Origin of the sequence: Amnibacterium flavum (assembly GCF_003097495.1) — a bacterium.
Taxonomy (GTDB): domain Bacteria; phylum Actinomycetota; class Actinomycetes; order Actinomycetales; family Microbacteriaceae; genus Naasia; species Naasia flava.
Genome location: NZ_QEOP01000004.1, coordinates 74094 through 88833 on the forward strand (window position 1 = coordinate 74094; position 14740 = coordinate 88833).

Genomic DNA, 14740 nt, shown 5'->3' on the forward strand with positions numbered 1-14740 from the left:
ACTGCGGGCGTTCCGGGCGAGCGCGCACGTTGCGGCCGGCCCCGCACGCCGGAACGTGCGCGCGTGAGCCTTCGTTTCGCTTCGCTCAACGGGCGGCCCGCTTCGCTCGACGGGTCGCTGTGCGCGGGGCAACGGTCGACTTGCTGCGCGTGACCGGCGGCCCGGCCTGTGCCGGGCCGCCGGTCGAACGTCAGTGGGCGATCACCGGCTCCGCGTCCGCAGCCGGGGCGGTGTGGGAGAGGGACAGCCCGTGGCCGCGACGGCGGTACAGGGTGGCCGAGATGATCGCGCCGAGGGCGAAGAATCCGGCGCCCCACCAGTACGCGGTCGCGTAGCTCGACACCGCGGCCTCGGCCAGCACCTGGGGTGAGGCGGGCCCGTTGTCGGTGATGTAGGCGGTTGCAGCGGTAGCGGCGAGCGTGTTGAGAAGGGCGGTTCCGATCGATCCGCCGACCTGCTGGCTGGTGTTCACCATCGCCGACGCGACACCGGCGAACGATCCCTGCACGCCGAGCGTGGCCGTCTGGATCGACGCCGGCATGATCGTGCCGAACGCGACGCCCAGCACGATCAGCGCCGGCAGCACGTTGGCCGCGTAGGTGCTGTCGAGGTCGAGGCGGGTGAGGAGGATCATCCCGGTGGTGGCCAGGATCATGCCGATCGGGACGAGGATCTTCGGACCGAATCGCGGCACGAAGATGTTGGTCCCCAGCTGGGCGGCGATGATCAGCCCGCCGATCATCGGAAGGAAGGCGAGACCGGTCTGGATGGGCGTGAAGCCGAGCGTGCGCTGCAGGTAGAAGGTCAGGAACAGGAAGATCCCGAACATCCCGGCACCCGCGATGAGCACGGACAGGTACGCGGCCGACCGGTTGCGGTCGAGGACGATCGACAGGGGGAGCAGCGGGTGCGTCGCGCGGCGCTGCCACAGCACGAACAGCACGATCAGCACGGCGGCGACGGCGAGCGTCGCCCAGGTGAGCGGCGAGTCCCAGCCGTCCGTCTCGGCGTTCGAGAAGCCGTAGACGATTCCGAAGAGACCACCCGAGACGAGGATCGTGCCGGGCACGTCGAGCTGCGGACGCGGACCCGAGCGGGGGATGGTGCGCACGAAGACGATCGCCCCGACGATCGCGAAGACGGCGATCACGACGTTGATGTAGAGGTTCCACCGCCAGTCGAGCGACTCGGTGAGGAATCCGCCGAGCAGCAATCCGACCGCGCCGCCGGCACCCGCGATCGCGCCGAAGACGCCGAACGCACGCGCCCGTTCCTTCGGGATCGTGAACGTCGTGGTCAGTACGGCGAGCGCGGTGGGGGCGAGCAGAGCCGCGAAGGCTCCCTGCAGCGCGCGAGCGGCGACGAGGATGCCGAAGTCGGGTGCCGCGCCACCGAGCGCGGAAGCGATGGCGAAACCGATGAGGCCGATGATGAACGTCCGCTTGCGGCCGATCAGATCGGACAGGCGCCCGCCGAGCAGCAGGAGGCTGCCGAACGCGAGCGAGTACGCGGTGATGACCCACTGTCGGTCTCCGTCGGAGAAGCCGAGGTCGGTCTGCGCGTCGGGCAGGGCGATGTTCACGACGGTCGCATCGAGCACGACCATGAGCTGCGCGAGCGCGACCGTGGTGAGTGTCCACCAGCGCAAGGAGGGCGCTGCCGTGGTGGGAGAGGAAGGGGAAGCCGATGACATGACGGTCACTCTATACGGAACTGTCAAGTTCCGGATATCAACAGTTCCTGAACTAGGATGTCTCACGACGATATTCGCGGTGAACGGAGAAGGCAGCGATGGAGCCGCTTGAACTGATCGATGACGAGCCCCTCGACGATGTCGACTCGACACCCAAGCTCGGGCGCAAGCGCGACCACACCCGCGACGCCGAGATCCTCGACGCCACCCTCGACGTGCTCGCCGAGGTCGGCTACGACGGCATGACGATCGACATGGTCGCCTCCCGCGCCAAGGCGGGCAAGGCGACGGTCTACCGGCGGTGGACGTCGAAGGCCGAACTCGTGCTCGACGCGGTGGCCTGCATGAAGTCGGCCGATATCGCAGGCCTCGAGATACCCGACACCGGCACCCTCAGGGGCGACCTCATCGGGCTCATCAAGACGCCGTCCATCGCGGACGGCGAGCGCAAGCTGCAGATCATCGCGGGCATCGCCTCCATGCTGTCGCGCACCCCCGAGCTCGCGGACGCCGCGAACAAGGCCATCATCGAACCGCGTGCCGCCGTCAACCGCACCGTGCTGCAGCGCGCCATCGATCGCGGCGAGATCCCCGCCGACGCCGACCTCGAGACCCTGTCGCTGATCACCCCCTCGATGGTGGCCTACCGCACGCTCATGCTGCGCAAACCCGTCACCCGCGAGTTCCTCATCGGCCTGATCGACACCGTCGTGCTGCCGGCTGCAGGAGTCCAGGCCGGTTAGGGCTCTTCCGGGCGCGAGTTCGCACGTTCCGGACAGGCCGGAACGTGCGTATGTGCCCGGAATATCCGACCCTGCCGAGCCCGCACGCTGAGCGGAGCGACTCGAGGGGTGCGGCCGCCCTGCCCTGTGCGCGCACGTTGCGGCGTGTGGGGCCGGCCTGAACGTGCGCGCTCGCCCGGAACGCCCATCCTTGGTCTGGTCTGGTCTGGTCTGGTCTGGGCGGGACGGGACGGGGCGGGAGGTTGGGTGCGGCCCGGCGTTCTGGATAGCATGCGACTCACCATCTGTCGGAGGCAATGGCGGCCCGGCGAACCCTCTCACGTGAAAGGCATGCCGTGTCGCGCTCTCTCCCCCCCGAGACCCTTCGCCTGCCGCACCGCCTCGGAAACCGAGGTGAGCGCATGAGCGCCCTCGGGGCCGTCGAGACCGTCATCACCGGGGCGACCGTGCTCGCGTCGACCACGCGCCCGGCACCCGCCTACCCGTCCCGGCCCGCCGAGGACACGGCCGCGCGCGGCACCGTCGAGTTCCTCGCCGATCACGCCATCGGGATCGTCGACGGGGGCATCGCCTGGGTCGTGCCCACGTCGACCGTGCCGCAGCAGATTCTCGACGCAGCGGAGATCATCGATGGCCGCGGCCACGTCGCCATCCCCGGCCTGATGAACTCCCACACCCACTCGCCCATGTCGATGTTCCGCGGGGCCGCCGAGGACGTCACAACGGCGGACTGGTTCAACAAGTACATGTGGCCGATGGAGATGAACATCACCGACCGCGACGTGTACCTCGGTGCGCAGCTCGCGATCGGCGAGATGCTCCTGGCGGGTGTCACGAGCTTCGCGGACCACTACTGGGCGACCGAGCAGATCGCGCGAGCCGTCGAGGAGAGCGGGGCGCGCGCCCAGCTCGCGTCGACGTTCTTCTCCTCGAACGGCGCGGCGGGCCTTCGCAGCTCGGCAGAATTCGCGGAGAAGTGGAACGGGGCGGCCGACGGTCGGATCACCACCGCGCTCGGCCCCCACGCCACCTACACCGTCACCGACGCCGACCTCGAGGCGACGGCCGATACGGCCCGACGACTGGGCGTGCCCATCCACATCCACGCCTCCGAGAACTCGCAGCAGACCGAGGCGAGCCTCGCGAAGCGCGGCGTCACACCCATCCAGGTCCTGCACGACACCGGAATCCTCGACGCCGGCACGATCATCGCCCACGGCACCGGCATCATCGAGAGCGATCTCGAATGGCTCGTCCCGTTCGCCGACCGCGTCGCGGTCGCGTGCTGCTCGAAGACCTACATGAAGAACGCGCACAGCTCGACACCCGTCCGGATGCTGCACGACGCGGGAATCACGGTCGGTCTCGGCACGGACGGGCCCGCCTCGCACAACACCCTCGACATGCTCGAGAGCATGCGGATGCTCTCGCTCAAGCAGAAGGACGTCGAGGAGGACTCGACCTGGCTGACCTCGGCCCACGCGCTCGACCTCGCAACACGGCAGAGCGCCGACCTGTTCGGCCTCGGCGAGAAGGTCGGTTCGATCCAACCCGGCAAGCGGGCCGACATCGTGCTCATCGACCTCGCGGGCCCGCACTACCAGCCGCTGCACGACCTCGCGGCGGCGCTCGTGCTCAGCGCGCGGGCCGGCGATGTGCGCACCGTCCTCGTCGACGGCCGCGTCGTCGTCCGCGACGGCAGGCTGACGATGCTCGACCTCTCGGAGGCGATCGCCGAGCTCAACGAACGCATTCCGGCGCTCACCGACACCTCCAACGGCACGATGCAGGAGTACGCCCCGTGACGGGCGTGCCCCATCGGCTGATCCTCGACAGCGACATCGGCTCCGATATCGACGACGAGTTCACACTCGCCATGATCTGGGGCTCGCCGGAACTCGACCTCCTGGGACTGAGCGCCTCCTACGGCGACACCGTGCTGCGCACCCGCATCGCACGCCGGATGGCGGAGCTCGTCGGGCGGGGGCTGCGCGTCGAACCGGGCGACTCGGCGACGCGATCGGGGCGCGAGATCTGGTGGGCCGGCCACGAGGGCGACGCGTACGGCGACCTGACGGGATTCGCCGTCGAGCAGAGCACCGAGGGCGGACCCAGCCGGGGCGCCGCTCTCATCGGCGAACTGGCTACGGGGGAGCCCCGCTCGCACCTGCTCGCGATCGGCCCGCTCGCGACGGTCGCCTCGGCGCTGGATGAAGATGCCGGACTCGCGGACCGTATCGAGCACCTGTGGATCATGGGCGGCGACTTCGCCACCGCCGCCGCGGAGCACAACATCCTCTCCGACGTGGATGCCGCGCAGCGGGTGCTGTCGGCCGGAATCCCCACGACACTGGTCCCGGTCGACATCACGACCCGCGTCCACCTCCACGAACCGGATGTGGCCCGGATCGAGCAGACCGGCGAGCTCGGCCGACTCCTCGCGGTTCAGGCGCGCGCGTGGATGCGCCGCTGGGACGAGGACTACGAGATCCCTCACGACCCGCTGACCCTGCTCGCGCTGCTCCGACCCGACCTGTTCGAGTTCACGGGACCGGGCACGGTCGTGGTCTCCGACGGCACCGACGGGCAAGAGGTGGGGTGCACCCGCTTCATCCCGGGCGCCGGGTCGGTCCGGCTGGTGACCGGTGTCGACGTGGAGGGGGCGGCGCGCGAGATCGCCGACCGGATCGTCGCAGGACTCGCCCCGATCGGGTCGGGTGGCGCCCCGGCCTAGACCCGCGGGGGAGCGGTGCTCGCCCTCTCGACGAGCTCGACCTCGAGGGCGATCCGATCGCCGCCGAGTTCCGCGCCGTGGACGAGGTGCCCGATGAGCAGCTCGGCGGCCCGCGCTCCGAGCTGCCGACCGCGCTGACGGATCGTGCTGAGCGCCGGGGTCATGCGGCCCGCGAAGTCCGCATCGTCGAACCCGAGGACCGAGATGTCGTCGGGAACCCTGAGGCCCAGCTCCTCCCACATCCCGACCGCGCCGAACGCCACGAGATCGTTGCCGGCGAAGACCGCGGTGACACCGGGGTGGTACTTCGCGAGCACCCGGGCGAGCGTGCGGCCGGCACCCTCGGTGTACTCGCCGCGCAGCAGCAGGGCATCGGGGTAGATCTCGTGGAATCCCTGGACGCGCTCCTCGGTGGAGACGAGCCCGGGAGGGCCTGTGAACACGGCGACGCGTTCGTGCCCGAGCGAGTGCAGATGCTCGGCGGCGAGCCGGCCTCCGAGCACGTTGTCGGCGAAGATGGTCGGCCGGGTGGTGACGTGGGGGACCGGTTCATCGACGATCACGACCGGATAGCGGGCGCAGAGCTCCTCGAGGGTCGGGTCGAAGCTCGCGTTGCCCGGGATGTAGACGAGACCGTCGATCGCGCCGGAGCGGAGCAGGTTGAAGTATCGACGTTCGCGGTGGGGATCGAACTGGGCGGCGCAGATCATCACGCCGTAGTCCTCGGTGTCGGCGGTGATCTCGATCCCGACGGCGACGTCGGCGTAGAAGTGATTCGAGATGTCGGGGACGATCAGCCCGAGCTGGAACGAACGGGCGGCGGAGGTCTGGCCGGCGCCGCCCCACGGCGCGTACCCGAGGTCGGGCACGAGGGCGCGGATACGGCGAGCCGTCTCGGGAGCGACGGGACGGCGGCCGGACAGTGCGTGCGAGACGGTGGTGGGGCTGACTCCGGCAGCACGGGCGACGTCGCGTATGGACACCCGGCCTTCGCCCGGTCTGTCGGTCATGGCGCCTCCCGCATCGGTGATGTCAGGTCGGCGCTGGCCCGCGTGCGGACGAAGATAGCAGCCGTTTATTTCAGGGAATGGCTCGGTTATTTCGGGAAGATGAGCGCGCGCGCCAGGTCGGAGAGGACGAGTCCGCGCAGCTGCGGCTGCAGCACGCCCCCGACCGTGCCGAGGTCGCCGAGCGTCCCGCCGCGCCAGTCCGCGTCCCACCCGGGTGGAATGCGTTCGCCGGACGCCCCCGCGAGAGCGCCCACGAGTGCGGGGAGGCTGTCGGAGAGTCGGGAGACGGACAGCGCGAGCGGAAGCGCTTCGGCCAGTCGTCCGCCGGTCGACCGGATGATCGCGAATGCTGCCGGCACGGTGCGCGCGGCGAGCGCGGGATGCGAGTAGTCGCGTGTGCCGAGCGCGGCGAGAAGTGCCGGAAGACGAGCGAAGGCAGGGCCGCCTGCGCCGGCGACGGGTTCGACCGCGTCGAACGAGGCGTCGAGCCAGCTGCCGGTCGGCGCGAGCGAGCGCGCGAACGAGAGGGCGTCGTCGAGATCGCCCCCGTCGACGAGCGCGGCGATCGCGGCAGCCATGACGGCCGGTGCCCACACGCCGTCGTCCGCGTGCGCGATGCCGGCGTAGGCGGCGGCGAGCGCGGCGGCTCCCGTCGGATCGCCCGCGAAGCGCACTCCCGCCGCGACGGCGGCGGGCACCGCGGAGTCGTCGCCGCGTGCGGGGTTGTCGGTGCCGGTCACCGGCGGGCGCAGGCCGCGGGCGGCGTTCGTGGCCGCGATCCGTTCGGCCGGCCCCGCCCATTCGTCGGCGTCGAACAGCTCGCGCCATCGGTCGAACAGTGCGTCGATGCCGAGGTCGGCACCGGCCATGACCCGCGCTGCGAGGGCCAGCGATTCGATGTCGTCGGTGCCGGTCATGGTCCCCGTGTCGAGGGTGAGCCCGAACGGCACCAGCGGGCGACTGACGCGTTCCTCGTCGAGGGCGATGGTGCCCGACCAGAGAGCGCCGCGCAGCCAGGGTTCGCGGGCGGTCCGGTGGTACTCGGCGGGCAGGCCGAGGGCATCGCCGACCGCCAGGCACTCGAAGGCGGCGACGGCGCGATCGAGACGCGGGTTCGAGCTCATCGTCCGACCTCCGTCAGGTCATCGGCGAGGCGGAGCAGGTCGGCTCCTCGTGTCGCCGTGACGCAGACACCGTGCACGAGTCTCACCCGGTCCACCCACTCGGGTGGGAACGCATCGATTCCGGCCATGGCGCCCGTGATTGCGCCCGCCATTGCGGCGATCGTGTCGGAGTCGCGACCCATGTTGACGCCGGTGAGGATGGCCTCGATCGGGTCTCCCTGAGCGAGCGCGACCGCCGCGAGAGTGAAGGCCGTCGCCTCCGGTCCGCTGTCGGCCCATGGGTAGCCGAGGATCGAGATCTCGTCGTACAGCCTCTGCTCGATCGTCTCGCGCTCCCCGCCGGCGGCGACGATGGCGAGGGCGCGATCGACGGTCCGCGCCGTCCAGGAGACATCGGGAACGGCCGCGCGGGCGGCGTCGAGCACCGCATCGGTGTCGGCGCCGGTCATCGCGACGCTGACCGCTGCAGCGATCGCCCGCGCCCCGTCGATGCCGTCGCGGGAGTGCGAGACCGCGCCATCCGCCTCGGCGAGCTCGGCGGCGCGCGCCGGATCGCCCGCCGCCGCGATGCCGAGCGGTGCCGCCCGCATCGCGGCGCCGTCACTCCATGCTTCGGCGCAGCGCCGTCCCGACAGGGGAGGCCGCACCCCGGATCGGAGTGCGGCGAGCGCCCCCATCTCGCTGAAGCCGGCGCCGTGGTAGCCGTCCGTCTGCTGGGCGAGGGCGGTTAGCCAGTCGGCGGCGACGTCATCTCCGGTGAGGTCGGCGCCGCGTCGGATGACCGCTCGGGCGGTCAGCACGGCGTACTCGGTGTCGTCGGTCCCGGTCGCGGTCTCGTCGGTGAAGGTCGTGATGCGCCCGTGCTCACGGGCGACCTGCTGCCGGGTCATCCCCTCGGTCGGTGCGCCCATCGCATCGCCGACCGCGAGACCGATCAGGCAGCCGCGAGCGCGCTCGCTCGGGGTCGGAGGCAAAGGCGGGGACTGCGGCGAATCATGCACACGAATCAGTATGTCCGGCCGTCGAAGGCGCGTGCAGGGATCCGATCGGGCTGGATTTCCGGGCTGTAACGCCTTCGCGAACAAACGCGTTTGCATGCCTCTCGGCCATCGCTCAGAAAGGTTTCCTCGACCTAGTCTCACCTCACCGTCCCCGCTTCCGACCCCCCTAGGACCTCCGTGAACGACATCGATTTCGCGCGGCTGACACAGCGCGTCGCGGTCCCCGTGGTCGCCGTGATCCTCGCGCTGCTCGTCGGCGGGATCCTCATCGCCATCGCCGGCGTCTCCCCGATCGACGCGCTCCTGGCCATCGGCCAGTCCGCCTTCAGCTGCTCGCCGAACTTCTGCAACTTCGGTGTGGTGCTGACGACCGCGGCGCCGCTGATCCTCACCACCCTCGGTGCCGTCATGGTCCTGCGCGCCGGGCTCTTCAGCATCGGCCAGGAGGGGCAGTACGGCATGGGCGCGATCGCCGCCGTGGTCGTCGGCTTCGCCTTCCCGATGCCTCCCGGCATCCACGCCGTCGTCGCCCTGCTCGCCGCCGCCGTGGTCGGCGCCGCGGTCGGTTCGATTCCCGCCATCTTCCGCGTCTTCTTCGGTGCCAACGAACTGATCGTCAGCATCATCGTCAACTCGGTGGCCGGCCTGCTCCTGAGCTTCCTCGTCAACTACCCGCTCCGCGACTCCGGCGGAACCGCCTCGTACACGCCGATCGTCGAGGAGAGCGCGCAGCTCACCTCGTTCGATCCGAACACGAAGCTCGGTGTCAACCTCCTCATCGCGATCCTCTTGATCGTCGTCGTCTGGATCTACATGTCGAAGACACCGTGGGGCTACGAGCAGCGCATGGCCGGCGACGCGCCGATCTTCGCCCGCTACACCGGGCTCCGCACCCGCGTCGCCGTCATCCGCGCCGCCTGCCTCGGCGGCGCACTGGCCGGAGTGGGCGGGGGAGTGCAGGCGCTCGGGATGAACTACCGCGTGATCGACGGCTTCATGGACGGCACCGGCTTCAACGGACTGACGGCGGCGATCCTCGGTGGAACCACCGTGATCGGCGGGAGCTTCGCGGCTCTGCTCTTCGCCTCGATCACCGTCGGGGCCGTCAACGGTCTCCAGATCCTGCTGGGCGTGCCCCGCGAGATCGGCTCCGCGCTCCTGGCGCTGATGATCCTGTTCGTCTCTATCCAGGCCCCGCTGCTGGTCCGGCTCGAGCTGTGGCTCGGCAAGCGCCGCGGAACCGCCGCGGTCACGGCACCGCCGCTCGTGCCGCCCGGCGACCTCAACGACGATCCGGCCGACGGCGAGCCGAAGACCCCCGCGACGTCTGCCGAGGTGCGCTGACCGTGGACCTCCTCATCGCGCTCTTCACACCCGAGATGCTCCGCACGGGCATCGGGCTCACGACCCCCATCCTCTTCGGGGCGATCGCCTCCGCACTCAGCAACCGGGCGGGCGTCCTCAACCTCGCCATCGAGGCGAAGATGCTCATCGGTGCGTTCGTGGGACTGTTCGCCCTGTCGGCGACCCAGTCGATCCCGCTCGCGATCCTGTTCGCGGCGGTGGCCGGCGCCTCCACCGGACTCCTGATGGCCGCCGCCCACGCGATCAAGGTCGACCTGATCATCTTCGCGATCGGGCTCAACCTGCTCGCCGTCGAGCTCTCCGTGTACCTGATGCGCGTGCTCTTCGGCAACGTCGGCGTGTGGCGCCCCGAGGTGCCGGCGATGGAGAAGTACGACATCCCGGTCATCGGCGACATCCCCATCATCGGCCCCCTCGTCAGCGGTCACAACGCCCTCGTCTACCTCGCCTTCCTCGCGGCCATCGGATACGCGGTGCTGTTCCGCTACCGTGCCGGTCGCCACCTGCTCGCCGTGGGGGAGTCTCCCAAGGCGGCCGCAGCGGCCGGCATCTCCACGGGCCGCGTGCAGACCTGGGCGCTCGCCGCATCGGGTGCGCTCGCCGGCATCGGCGGCAGCTACCTCACGGTCGGCGACCTCGGGCTCTTCGCCCGCAACATGACCGACGGCGATGGCTGGATCGCGGTGACCGCGGCGCTCCTCGCCATGAGCCGCCCCCGGTTCATCGTCCCCGCCGCCCTCCTGTTCGGCTTCTCGGACGCCTTCGCGATCCGGTTGCAGAGCGTCACCGACCTGCCCCAGGTCGTCGTGCAGCTGATCCCCTTCGCCGCCACCCTCCTCGTGCTCGCCTTCGTCGGGGTCCGGGTGATGCGAGCGGAGAAGACCCTCGGGATGTTCCGCCCACCGCGGCGCGGCATCTTCGAGCGCTTCAGGCAGGCACCCCGCGTGGGCGCCTGAAGCACCCCCACAGCACCACCGCACCACACGTACCGTCACTTCCCCTAAGGAGCAGCACTTCCATGAACCTGCGTTCACGCACCATCACCACCCTCGCGGTCACCGCCGCAGCCGTGGTGGCACTCTCGGCCTGTTCCTCCGGATCGACCGGCGGTGACAGCGCCGCCTCGGACGACGCCTTCAGCGTCACCCTGGTCGGCGGAACCGCCGGCGACCTCTCCTACACCGACACCACACTCGCCGGCCTCGCCGCGGTCGAGGCCGAAGGAGTCAAGACCAACCACATCGAGGTCCCCGACGTGTCGCAGGGTGAGACCCTCCTGCGCTCCGCGGTGCAGACCAGCCCCGACCTCATCCTCAGCATCACCCTGCCGGTCGACACCCTGATCTCGATCGCCGAGCAGTACCCGAACCAGCTGATCATCTCGCCGGACGCCTCCGACGAGGGCGATGAGCTGCCCGACAACCTGGCGGCCTACCAGATCAACGTCCACGAGGGCAGCTTCCTCGCGGGTCTCGTCGCGGGAAGCATCACCGAGTCCAAAGTCGTCGGAGCGGTACTCGGAGGAGACGCCCCCGGGCTCAACCAGTTCGGCTACGCCTACAAGCAGGGCGTGCTCGCCGCCTGCGCCGACTGCACGGTCAACCTCGCCTACCTGAACTTCGAGTTCACCAACCCCGACCTCGGCAAGTCGACCGCCAACGACCTGCACAGTGACGGCGCCGACGTCATCTTCCAGGTCGCGGGCGGCACCGGAATCGGTGTCATCGAAGCCGCGGAGGAAGGCGGCTTCTACGCCATCGGCGTCGACTCCAACCAGGACGACGTGGCTCCCGGCACCGTCGTCACCTCGGTGATGAAGCGCGTCGACCAGACCGTCGAGCTCGCCGTCGAAGCCGCTGAGGCCGGCGACGTCAAGCCCGGCTTCACCAAGGTCGGCCTCGCCGAGGGCGCGACGGGTCTCTCATGGGACGAGGGCATCGGCTCGACGACCTTCGAGGACAGCGCCGACGCCGCGATGAAGGAGAAGGTCACCGCCGCCAAGGCACTGGTCGAGGAGTACCGCGCCCAGATCCTCGACGGCAGCTACGAGGTGTGCGACGCGCTGAACGCGCCCGACAGCGACGCCTGCGCGGCCGTCGCGAACTGATCGCCGCCACCGCAGAACACGTCTGATCGACACCCCGGAGGACACGAATGAACGACAAGACATCCGCCCCGCTGCTGCGGCTCACCGGACTTCGGAAGTTCTTCGCGTCCTCCGGGGTGCTGGCCGTCGCCGACGTCTCCCTCGACGTCCACGCCGGTGAGGTCGTCGCCCTCGTCGGCGAGAACGGCACCGGCAAGACCACCCTCATGAACCTGCTCTTCGGCGCCCTCCCCATGGATGCTGGCTCGATCGAGGTCGACGGGGAGCCCGTCGCGATCAAGGGGCCCGAGGACGCCATCCGCGCCGGGATCGGAATGGTCCAGCAGCACTTCGCGCTCGTCCCGTCCTTCACGGCAGCGCAGAACGTGATGCTCGGCCGCGAACCGCTCAAGCGCGGTGCTCTCGACGACGCCGAGGCCGAGCGCGAGGTCGGGGCTCTCGGCGAGCGTCTCGGCTTCCCGATCGACCCGAAGAAGCTCGTCGCCGCGCTCCCCATCGGTCTGCAGCAGCGGGTTGAGATCCTCAAGGCCCTGGCGGGGGACACCCGCCTCCTCATCCTGGACGAGCCGACCGCGGTTCTCACGCCCAAGGAGGCGGACGAGCTCATCGTCTCGGTCCGCAAGCTGGCGGCTCTCGGCACCGCCGTCGTCTTCATCAGCCACAAGCTCCCCGAGGTGCTCGCGGTCTCCGATCGGGTCGTCGTCATGCGGCGCGGCCACATCGTCGACGAGATGCCCACCTCCGAGGCCACCCCCGCCGCGATCGCCCGGGCTATGGTCGGCCGCGACGTCCTGCTCTCCGCCACCGTCGACCACATCGCTCCCGGCGCCCCCGTGCTCGAGGTCGCGGGTCTCGACGCGTCCCAGGTCAGCGCCGGGGACTCGGGCCTCAGCGACGTCGGCCTCACCGTGCGAGCCGGAGAGATCGTCGGCGTCGCGGGCGTGAGCGGCAACGGTCAGGGCAACCTCGTCGACGCCATCGCGGGGCTCCGCAAAATCGACGCCGGCAGCATTAAGATCGACGGCGTCGAGGTCTCGGGCATGTCGCCCCGCGGCGTGCGCCGAGCCGGCCTCGCGCACATCGCCGAGGATCGCATGCACGTCGGGCTCAACCGTGCGGCGACCCTCGAGGAGAACGCGGTCGCCACGACCGTCTTCACCCGGCGCTTCAACCGGGCCGGCTGGCTCCGCCGCGGAGCGATCCACACCTTCGCTCGCAAGCTCATCGAGCAGTACGAGATCCGCGGCGCCGCCCCCACCCGCATCATCGAGAGCCTCTCGGGCGGCAATCTGCAGAAGATCGTCATCGGCCGGGAGCTCGAGGGCTCGCCCAAGCTCATCATCGCGAACCAGCCGACCCGCGGTCTCGACGTCGGCAGCATCGAGTTCGTCCACCGCGAGCTGCTCGCCGCCCGCGGTCGCGGCGCCGGGCTCCTGCTCGTCTCGGCGGAGCTCGAGGAGCTCCAGCGCCTCTCGGACCGAATCGTCGTGCTCTACGAGGGGCGGCTCTCCGGACCGTTCGACCGCGGGCAGCTCAGCACCTACGAGATCGGCGCCCTGATGGCCGGGCAGTCGCTGTCCGCCGCAGAGGCCGATGCATGACCCGAGTCGTACTCGTCGCCGACACCGTCTACCTCGGTGACGAGGCCGGCACCGCGCTGACCCGCGCGGCGGTCGAGATCACCGACGGCACGATCACGGCGGTCGGCCCGCTGACCGGCCCGACCCCGGTCGGCCCGGACATCGTCGATCTGGGCGACCAGGTGCTGATGCCCGGCCTCGTCAACGCTCACACGCATACGCCGATGACGCTGTTCCGCGGTGTCGCCGATGGCTACTCCCTCCTCACCCTCGAGGGCTGGCGCACCGTCGTGCTGCCGCTGGAACAGCAGCTGAGCACCGACTTGATGACCGCGGCAGTCGAGGTGAGCCTGGCCGAGATGATCGCCAGTGGCACCACCTACTTCGCCGACCAGTACTTCGCCGTCGAGGCGTACGACTCCGTCGTGCGCAGCTCGGGGCTGCGCGCCGAGCTCGCCTACGGGATCATCGGGCTCAGCGGCCGGGAAACGCGGGAGGCGAGCCTCGCGGCCGCGGAAGCATTCATCGAGAACGCGCCCCTCGACCCCCTCGTGCACTCATGGGTGGGCCCGCACGCCTTCTTCGTCGACAACCAGCTCGAGAACATCGAAGCCGAGATGGCGCTCGCCATGAACCACGGGATCGGCCTGCACACCCACTTCGGAACCTCGGGCGCGGAGGATCAGGTCTGCCGAGAGCGCTTCGGCATGGGGGCGCTCGCGATGCTCGACCGACTCGGCGTGCTGGACAGGCCGCTGATCCTGGCTCACGCCAACACCGTCGACCAGGAAGGCCTCGGGCTTCTCTCCGGGCGTCCCGTCACCCTGGTGGCCGCACCCTCCGTGGCGATGATGAGCGGGGCGCCGCCGACCCCGGTCCGCGCGGCGCTCGATGCCGGCGTCAACATCGCTCTCGGCACGGACAGTCTGTCGAGCAACAGCGCAGACCTGTTCGAGGAGATGCGCACGCTCGGCAAGGTGGCCACGCACGAGGCTCGACGGCCTTCCGTGCTGTCGCCGCGAGAACTGCTCGGGCTCGCGACGTGGCGCGGTCATCGAGCGCTCGACACGCGCAGCGATACGTCGAACGGCCGGATCGTCGCGGGCGCCGTCGGTGATCTCATCGCGCTGCCCGCCGCCTCCCTGCACCGCGGACCGACCGGAGCGCAGACGCTCGAGGCCGCACTCGTCTACGGCGCATCGGGATTCAACAGCTCGACGGTGATGGTCTCCGGACGCTTCCTGAAACGCGACGGCGAGCTTCTGTCGGTCGACCTCGGCGGAGCCCGCGAGAAGAGGGAGCTGGACTTCGAGCGCCTGACCCGCTCGCAGTCCGTCCCCGTCTGACCCCGTCCGCCTTCATCCCGACCCCGATCACCAACCG

12 protein-coding genes are annotated in these 14740 nt (G+C 70.1%); 8 read left to right on the forward strand and 4 right to left on the reverse strand.

Features of this window, described 5'->3' with window-relative positions; translation table 11 throughout:
- Positions 1–190: 190 nt before the first annotated feature.
- Positions 191–1693, reverse strand: coding sequence for an MFS transporter (locus DDQ50_RS15550; protein ID WP_116757802.1), 1503 nt, complete (start codon positions 1691–1693; stop codon positions 191–193).
- 98 nt (positions 1694–1791) lie between these two features.
- Between DDQ50_RS15550 and DDQ50_RS15555 the strand changes: the two genes are divergently transcribed.
- From DDQ50_RS15555 to DDQ50_RS15565, 3 genes are all read left to right on the forward strand, one after another.
- Positions 1792–2436: a TetR/AcrR family transcriptional regulator gene (locus tag DDQ50_RS15555; RefSeq protein WP_116757719.1), complete on the forward strand. Its 645-nt coding sequence runs from the start codon at positions 1792–1794 to the stop codon at positions 2434–2436.
- Positions 2437–2837: 401 nt separating this feature from the next.
- The gene (locus DDQ50_RS15560; protein ID WP_116757720.1) at positions 2838–4241 is read left to right on the forward strand and encodes an amidohydrolase; all 1404 of its coding nucleotides are present in this window, start codon (positions 2838–2840) and stop codon (positions 4239–4241) included.
- Positions 4238–5170 (forward strand): nucleoside hydrolase, encoded by a 933-nt coding sequence (locus tag DDQ50_RS15565; RefSeq protein WP_116757721.1) that lies wholly within the window; start codon positions 4238–4240, stop codon positions 5168–5170. The genes DDQ50_RS15560 and DDQ50_RS15565 overlap by 4 nt, the downstream gene beginning before the upstream one ends.
- Here the strand turns inward: DDQ50_RS15565 and DDQ50_RS15570 are convergent.
- The 3 genes from DDQ50_RS15570 to DDQ50_RS15580 form a co-directional block, all read right to left on the reverse strand.
- Complete coding sequence (locus DDQ50_RS15570; protein ID WP_116757722.1) at positions 5167–6180, reverse strand: LacI family DNA-binding transcriptional regulator; 1014 nt, start codon at positions 6178–6180, stop codon at positions 5167–5169. The genes DDQ50_RS15565 and DDQ50_RS15570 overlap by 4 nt on opposite strands.
- Before the next feature lie 86 nt (positions 6181–6266).
- Positions 6267–7304 (reverse strand): ADP-ribosylglycohydrolase family protein, encoded by a 1038-nt coding sequence (locus DDQ50_RS15575; RefSeq protein WP_116757723.1) that lies wholly within the window; start codon positions 7302–7304, stop codon positions 6267–6269.
- Positions 7301–8401 carry an ADP-ribosylglycohydrolase family protein gene (locus tag DDQ50_RS15580; protein WP_116757724.1) on the reverse strand — a complete coding sequence of 367 codons (1101 nt, stop codon included), beginning with the start codon at positions 8399–8401 and terminating at the stop codon, positions 7301–7303. Before DDQ50_RS15580 ends, DDQ50_RS15575 begins: the two co-directional genes overlap by 4 nt.
- Positions 8402–8482: 81 nt before the next feature.
- Here DDQ50_RS15580 and DDQ50_RS15585 point away from each other — a divergent pair, with 81 nt between their 5' ends.
- The 5 genes from DDQ50_RS15585 to DDQ50_RS15605 all read left to right on the forward strand — a co-directional run bounded on the left by DDQ50_RS15585 (position 8483) and on the right by DDQ50_RS15605 (position 14703).
- Positions 8483–9649: an ABC transporter permease gene (locus DDQ50_RS15585; RefSeq protein WP_116757725.1), complete on the forward strand. Its 1167-nt coding sequence runs from the start codon at positions 8483–8485 to the stop codon at positions 9647–9649.
- A 2-nt stretch (positions 9650–9651) separates the two neighbouring features.
- A complete protein-coding gene (locus DDQ50_RS15590; protein WP_116757726.1) occupies positions 9652–10626 on the forward strand; it encodes an ABC transporter permease in 975 nt (324 codons plus the stop codon).
- Between the two features lie 62 nt (positions 10627–10688).
- Complete coding sequence (locus tag DDQ50_RS15595; protein ID WP_116757727.1) at positions 10689–11777, forward strand: BMP family ABC transporter substrate-binding protein; 1089 nt, start codon at positions 10689–10691, stop codon at positions 11775–11777.
- A gap of 47 nt (positions 11778–11824) precedes the next feature.
- Positions 11825–13378, forward strand: coding sequence for an ABC transporter ATP-binding protein (locus DDQ50_RS15600; protein ID WP_116757728.1), 1554 nt, complete (start codon positions 11825–11827; stop codon positions 13376–13378).
- Positions 13375–14703: an amidohydrolase family protein gene (locus tag DDQ50_RS15605; RefSeq protein ID WP_116757729.1), complete on the forward strand. Its 1329-nt coding sequence runs from the start codon at positions 13375–13377 to the stop codon at positions 14701–14703. The genes DDQ50_RS15600 and DDQ50_RS15605 overlap by 4 nt, the downstream gene beginning before the upstream one ends.
- Positions 14704–14740 lie beyond the last annotated feature (37 nt).